This window comes from Streptomyces silaceus (genome assembly GCF_001419745.1).
GTDB lineage: Bacteria > Actinomycetota > Actinomycetes > Streptomycetales > Streptomycetaceae > Streptomyces > Streptomyces silaceus.
Map to the genome: position 1 here is coordinate 24380 of NZ_LIRJ01000068.1, position 6000 is coordinate 30379.

Here is a 6000-nt window from a genome sequence, read left to right on the forward strand (position 1 = left end):
GCACCCCTGCGCGCGGGCACAAAAAACGGGCCGGTCCGTGGGGGGGAGACGGACCGGCCCGAGGGGGGGTTTCCACCATAACCCTTCGTAAGTGATGCTGCGTGCATTGGCGCTCCACAACTACTCTCCGAAACCGGGCGGCGACTCCGTGACCCCCGTTCCACCGGCGGAATCAGCGATTCAAAGGCGGATTCCAGCCGGATGCGGCCGTACCTCCCACGGGGGACCCCGGCGGGGTTCGCGTGCTTGACGCCCTGGACGGGCGGGGCGCTAACGTCGCGCCCATGGCCACGATGACGGTCTCCGGCCCCGTCCCGGGGCCCGCGGAGGTACCGCCGGGCACCCCGCCGGACCCCTCGGCACCCCCTCCACGGATCCCCCTGGAGATCCCTCTGGAGATCGCGGACTCGGCGCGGGCGCGGCGCCGGGGGCTGCTCGGGCGCACGGGGGTGACGGGGGCGCTGCTGCTGAGTCCGGCCAACGGTGTGCACACCCTGGGGATGCGGTTCGCCATTGATGTGGCGTATCTCGACCGGGAGTTGCGTGTTCTGGCCGTCCGGACCATGCGCCCGGGGCGGCTCGGGCTGCCGCGACTGCGAGCGCGGCATGTGATCGAGGCGGAGGCCGGGGCGATGGCACGGTGGGGCGTGCGCCGGGGCGCGCGGATCGCCGTGCGGGGTGCCGGCGGTGACGCGGGGGCGGCGGCCCGCCGCGCCGGATGACGGCTCGCGGTGCCGCGCGGCCCCCTCCACCGCGCGGCACCGCACGCGCAGCTTTGCTCACGCGAATTAGCCTTGGTCTGAACTTACGTGAGTCTTAGGGGCGTATCGAGCCAGTATTGATAACAATGCGGAATCAGGACTTCGATTTTGCGACGTACGAGACGTACGGGCCGTACGAGACCCATCGCACACCATGAGGTATCTGCCCCAATTACCCCGTCAAGCAGCACTATCCGTCTTCTTGTCGGCCTTGGCCTTGTTCGCGAGGACCTGCTGCATGTGCTCGTCCCCCCACAACCCCAGGGGAACCAGCGCCGTGTTGAGGGACTCCCCGAGATCGGTCAGGGAGTACTCCACCTTCGGCGGCACCTCCCGGTAGACCTCGCGGTGCACGATGCCGTCCGACTCCAGCTCCCGCAGCTGCTGGATCAGCACCTTCTCGCTGACGCCGACGATGTGCCGCTTGAGCTCGCCGAAGCGCAGCGTCGCGCCCGAGTGCAGCGCCCACAGGATCATGGGCTTCCACTTGCCGCCGACGACGTCCACCGCGGCGTCGAGCCCGCAGACGTACGGCCCCTTGTCCTTCGGCATGGCCAACTCCTCTGGTCCCGACGGTCACTTGCGCGTTCGACAGTACCGGGAGGGGCCTTACGCGTGCGGTTCGCGGGCGGCCTACGGCTTGCGCAGGTCGAAGAGGTGCCGGGTGCTGTGCGCCACGAAGGGGCCCTCGGCACGGATCCGCTCGTGCAGCTCGCGCAGGCGGGGCCGGTACTCCTCCACGCTGAAGCCGGGGACCATCCACACCACCTTCCGCAGGAAGTGGACGACCGCCCCGATGTCGAAGAACTCGATCCGCAGCCGCTCGGCGCGCAGGTCCACGACCTCCAGGCCCGCGGCCTCCGCCTCGGCGCGCTCCAGGTCGGGGTGACGGCCGCCGCGCACCTCGGCCGGCTGCGGCCCGAGGAAGTACTCGACGACCTCGAAGACGCTGGCGGGCCCGACGTGCTGCGCGAAGTACGTGCCGCCCGGACGCAGGACGCGGGCGATCTCGTCGAAGCGGGCCTTGACCGGGTGGCGGCTGGTGACCAGGTCGAAGGCGCCGTCCGCGAACGGCAGCGGGGCGTCCTCCGGCGAGGCGACGACCGCGACGCCGCGCGGGTGGAGCAGGGCGGTGGCCTTGGCGACGTTCGCGGGCCAGCCCTCCGTGGCGACGGCGAGCGGCGGCAGGACGGCGGCGGAGGCGAGCACCTCGCCGCCGCCGGTCTGGATGTCGAGGCTCGCCGAGGCGTCGGCCAGGCGCCGGGCCATGGACTCGGCGTACCGCCACGAGGGCCGCGCCTCGGTGGCCCGCCCCTCGAACCAGGAGAAGTCCCAGCCTTCGGTGGGGGCGGCCTCGGCCTCGGCGACGAGGGCTTCGAAGGTGCGGTCGGTGTGCGAGGCACGGCCGGTGCTTGAGGTGTGGTCGGTGCGGTCGGTGCGGTCGGTGCTCATGGGGCAATCGTGGCATTGCGGCACCGGTCGCACATCCGGGTTTCGGCTGGTCCGGGGGCGTGCGCCGAGGCTCTCCGGGGCGTGGGCCCCGGTGTCTCCAGCTCCAGCTACAGGTCCAGCTAAAGGTCCACCGGGACATGCCCCTCTATATAAGGGGGCTCGCCATAAGGGGGCTCACCCTGGAAGAACCAGGCGGCGAGGTCACCGACGCGTTCGAGGCACGCCTCGTAAGAGGAGAGGGGTTCCGGCCCATGTGGTCGATGGGATGCCCCACCTGTGAGGGCCACCCCGGCCGCAGCCTCGCCACGAACTCCTCGAACTCCTCGAAGTCCTCGAAGTCCTCGCGGAGAAAGGCGGGGTCGACGGCGGGCCGGAAGCCCGTGGTGCAGGGCAGGGGCTGCGGCCTCCCTTGACGGTCCTCCCCCAGCCGTCAGACTCCCCCGTGTGACTGTGACCCGGCACACCATGACGGACGAGCAGCGGAAGTCGGTCGCGCTGGAGTACCTCAAGGCGTTCGACCGCGGCGGCAAGACGGCCGGCGGCGCACCGCTCCTGGACCTCTTCGCGGACGACGCGCAGGTGTACTTCCCCAAGTGGGGCCTCGCCGACGGCAAGGCGGAGATCGACCGGATGTTCGGCGACGTGGGCGGCACGCTCCGCTCCATCACGCATCACTACGCCGACTTCAACTGGATCTTCTCCGGCACGGACACCGTCGTCTGCGAGGGCACCAGCCACGGCGAACACCGCGACGGCGCGTGGCGCGCGGGCCTGCCGGAGTGGGGCGCGGGCCGCTTCTGCGACGTCTTCGAGATCAGGGACTGGCTGATCCAGCGGTGTTTCGTCTACCTGGATCCGGACTACGGGGGCGGGGACGCGGGGCGGTATCCGTGGCTCGGCGCGTAGGCGGCGGGTGATGCGGGGAACGGGGCCGGTGGCTCAGGGAGTGGAGCCGGTGGCGGTGTCCGTGCCGTCGTCGGTGGACCCCGTACCGGGCGTACCGGACGCGCCGGACGTTCCGCGCGGGAAGGAGACCTCGACCCGGCGGTTCTTCTTGCGGCCCTCCTCCGAGCCGTTGTCCGCGATCGGGTAGTCCTCGCTGTAGCCGCGTACGGAGTACGTGACCTCGGGGCCGAGGTAGCCCGACAGCTTGTCGTGCACGGCTTCCGCGCGCTCGCGGGAGAGCTTCTTGCCGTGCCCGTAGGAGCCGAGGTTATCGGTGAACCCGAACACCCGGACGTCCGTGGCCTTCTGCGCCTTGGCCTCCTCGGCGATCGCCTTGATCCGCGCGTTCGCCTCGGGGTTCAGCTTCGCGCTGTCCTTGGGAAACAGCACCTCGGCCTGCAGCGCGAACTTCACGTCGGTGTTGGTGTCCTCGCGCCGCTCCTCACCGCCGAGGTCCTCGACGACGGACTTGATGTCCAGCACCTTGGCGGGCGCGAGCGTCGCACCGTCGGCGAGCTTGAGCCCGGGGCTGTTGGAGTCGACCTCCGGAGGTGGGGAGGTGGTGGTACTGCCCGGTGGCGCGGAGGGATCGTCGTTGTCGGCGAAGGCCGGCACGGGCCCGACAAGAAGAACCAGAGCCGCGAGCACGGCGACGCCCGCGGTGCGGGTGAGGGGGGCGGAGACGGACATGGTGGTCATGGGTCACTCGCCCTCGGTGAGCTCTATGGGGGCGGGGGGCATCGATCCCACCTGGAAGGTGACCTTGCTGGTGCCCTCGGGGGGCGCCGGGAACTGCGCGAACCAGCTGGCTGTCTGCCCTTGCTTCACTCGACCGTTGAACTTGGTGCAGAGGCAGCGCCCTGACGTGTCCCGGAGCACGAGGTACTTCTTCTTGCCCTCGTTGTCCACCAGGCTGGCCCCGGAGAGGGAGCCCCCGTTAGACCTCAACTCGCGTTCGTCGCTGGCCCAGTTGGCGCCCATCCAGGACTCGCTGCCGTTGTTCGTCACCGTCCCGGACACCGTGATGAATCCGCCGCCGTCCCGCTGCGCCGAATTGATCGCCACGCTGATGTCGCCGTCCTTGGACTCCGCCAGTATTTTCTCGGTGGACGGCCCTTCGCTCTGCTTGTCGTCGTCACTCCCACCCCCCTTCTTGCCGGAAGAAGCCGATGGAGCGGTCTTGTCGGACTTCTCGTCACCGCCGTCCCCGCCACCGCAACCGGCGACCGTGAGGACCAGCCCAGTCGTGATCGCCACGGCGGTCATTGCCCTGCGAGTCTTCATGGCGCGCCGAATGTTCATCGCTACGGCTTCCTTCTCTCGTCGATCGCTTGTCAGCCGGCCAGGTGGACAGAGAAGAGGACGGACGCGTCCGGGAGATCGCCCGGTTCGAAGTCGTCCGGGTCGAGCTCGAAGGATTCGCCGCCGTCGCACTCGAATTCCACGGCCTTCTCCGGATCGGCCGACGGATCGACGTCGCAGCGCGGTTTGATGATCGCGGTGGCCTCGGCCTTGGCGTGCTGGGACTCCGTACCCGGGATGATGGAATCGCCGACGGTGTACGTGGTCTCGATCTTCGCCCAGAAGCCCGGGTAGCCGTTCACCTCGTCGGGCCCGAAGCCGATGACGGTCGAGTCGTTGTCGGCGGCCAGGGCATCCGCCGCGCCTCGCGCACCATCACCGGTGAACTTGTCCCCCGCCAGCCAGTCGAGCCAGTCGTCACCCTCGCCGATGGACAGCGTCAGTCCGTCGACGAGCTCGTCCCTGGCATCCTGCGCCGCCGCCAACGCGGCAGCGTCCGCCGCCGATTGAGCGCCGTTGCGCGCCGACGCGGCTTGGGCGAACGCGAAGAAGGCGAACGCAACAAAGAGCAGAATCCCCGTCAACCAGATGTAGATGGGAAGAGTCTGCCCTCGGTCGCTGTGCAGGTGTCCGGCTGTCAGCCGCCGCCGACCACGTCGTCGACCGCATCCCCGATGGCACCGGAGATCGTCCCGTCCAGCCCCAGCTGGTCGATCAAGGTGAAGATCCCCGCAATAAGAATCATCAGCCCCGCATACTCCACAAACCCGGCCCCCGCGTCCCGATCCCTCCCCCGCACACGGGAGGCGACCGCCACCGTCCAGACCGACCAGACTCTGAGCACGCGTTCCTTCAGCACGACGGCCTCTTCTCTCCCACCCGATACCGCGACCGTTGCAGTCAGAGGCAACGTACGCCACAACACGTGCATCGGCAGCAACTCTGCGCAACCGATTGGGCAACACTTGGCCCCGGTCGGCAAGTTGGCGGGTTCTCTTCCCCCTCGTTGAGATCACCATGCACGAAGTCCCCTCCCGCGAACCGTGAACTCAGCCCTGACTGTCCCACATCGAGTTGCATCCGCGAAGGGGTTTCGCGAAGCCGGTGCGGATCGTTGCGCGAACCGACGCCAACTTGCCATTTCGGCTTGGTTTTTCAGGCCTGGACCTGACTGTCCGACGACCCGGACCCGGCTATCCGATGGGCCAACAGCCGTACGCGTTGTAGCTGTTGCCCGTGGTGTCGCAGTGGAACCGCATCCCGTACAGGCACCCTCCCGAGGCGAACGGCTTCCAGATGCCTCCGCAGCAGCCCCAGCAGTGCTCGGAATCCGGGTCGCAGTACGAGTCCCCTTCCTGGCACGGCCACGTCGGGTTGCCCCGCGCGGCCCGGACCGGTGGCGCGGGCGCCAGAGGCGGGGCGGGTGGCGCGGGGGCCTTCGCGTGGGCCGGGGGCACCTGCTGCTCGGCCCGCTGCTTGACCACGGCCCGCAACAGGCCGAGCAGGACGGCACCTTCGGGCGTCCCGGGGTCCTTGAGCT

Annotated in this window: 8 protein-coding genes and 1 pseudogene; 2 read left to right on the top strand and 7 right to left on the bottom strand. The window is 69.3% G+C overall.

Annotated features, from left to right (window positions below; all coding sequences use genetic code 11):
* The first annotated feature begins 284 nt into the window (after positions 1-284).
* A complete protein-coding gene (locus tag AOK22_RS07990) occupies positions 285-722 on the top strand; it encodes a DUF192 domain-containing protein (protein ID WP_055697891.1) in 438 nt (145 codons plus the stop codon).
* A 219-nt stretch (positions 723-941) separates the two neighbouring features.
* Here the strand turns inward: AOK22_RS07990 and AOK22_RS07995 are convergent, their stop codons facing one another.
* Together AOK22_RS07995 and AOK22_RS08000 are read right to left on the bottom strand one after the other, a co-directional pair.
* Entirely contained in the window at positions 942-1313 is a 372-nt protein-coding gene (locus AOK22_RS07995; RefSeq protein ID WP_055697884.1) for a winged helix-turn-helix transcriptional regulator, read from the bottom strand.
* A gap of 81 nt (positions 1314-1394) precedes the next feature.
* Positions 1395-2213 carry a class I SAM-dependent methyltransferase gene (locus AOK22_RS08000; protein ID WP_055697885.1) on the bottom strand — a complete coding sequence of 273 codons (819 nt, stop codon included), beginning with the start codon at positions 2211-2213 and terminating at the stop codon, positions 1395-1397.
* Between the two features lie 444 nt (positions 2214-2657).
* Here AOK22_RS08000 and AOK22_RS08005 point away from each other — a divergent pair, with 444 nt between their 5' ends.
* Positions 2658-3119 (top strand): nuclear transport factor 2 family protein, encoded by a 462-nt coding sequence (locus tag AOK22_RS08005; protein WP_055697886.1) that lies wholly within the window; start codon positions 2658-2660, stop codon positions 3117-3119.
* Between the two features lie 33 nt (positions 3120-3152).
* Here AOK22_RS08005 and AOK22_RS08010 read toward each other — a convergent pair whose 3' ends face one another.
* The 5 genes and pseudogenes from AOK22_RS08010 to AOK22_RS08030 all read right to left on the bottom strand — a co-directional run.
* Complete coding sequence (locus AOK22_RS08010; RefSeq protein WP_055697892.1) at positions 3153-3848, bottom strand: OmpA family protein; 696 nt, start codon at positions 3846-3848, stop codon at positions 3153-3155.
* 12 nt (positions 3849-3860) lie between these two features.
* Positions 3861-4460 carry a hypothetical protein gene (locus AOK22_RS08015; RefSeq protein WP_055697887.1) on the bottom strand — a complete coding sequence of 200 codons (600 nt, stop codon included), beginning with the start codon at positions 4458-4460 and terminating at the stop codon, positions 3861-3863.
* A 32-nt stretch (positions 4461-4492) separates the two neighbouring features.
* Positions 4493-5044, bottom strand: coding sequence for a pilus assembly protein TadG-related protein (locus AOK22_RS08020; protein WP_244164715.1), 552 nt, complete (start codon positions 5042-5044; stop codon positions 4493-4495).
* 53 nt (positions 5045-5097) lie between these two features.
* The gene (locus AOK22_RS08025; protein ID WP_055697888.1) at positions 5098-5304 is read right to left on the bottom strand and encodes a hypothetical protein; all 207 of its coding nucleotides are present in this window, start codon (positions 5302-5304) and stop codon (positions 5098-5100) included.
* Between the two features lie 349 nt (positions 5305-5653).
* Positions 5654-6000: pseudogene (locus AOK22_RS08030) on the bottom strand (hypothetical protein); the annotation flags it as partial.

What these genes read in the sequence shown, in the direction of transcription:
- AOK22_RS07995 (WP_055697884.1), bottom strand. Translation starts at nt 1,313, where the DNA reads ATGCCGAAGGACAAGGGGCCGTACGTCTGCGGGCTCGACGCCGCGGTG.
- AOK22_RS08015 (WP_055697887.1), bottom strand. Translation starts at nt 4,460, where the DNA reads ATGAACATTCGGCGCGCCATGAAGACTCGCAGGGCAATGACCGCCGTG.
- AOK22_RS08010 (WP_055697892.1), bottom strand. Translation starts at nt 3,848, where the DNA reads ATGTCCGTCTCCGCCCCCCTCACCCGCACCGCGGGCGTCGCCGTGCTC.
- AOK22_RS08000 (WP_055697885.1), bottom strand. Translation starts at nt 2,213, where the DNA reads ATGAGCACCGACCGCACCGACCGCACCGACCACACCTCAAGCACCGGC.
- AOK22_RS07990 (WP_055697891.1), top strand. Translation starts at nt 285, where the DNA reads ATGGCCACGATGACGGTCTCCGGCCCCGTCCCGGGGCCCGCGGAGGTA.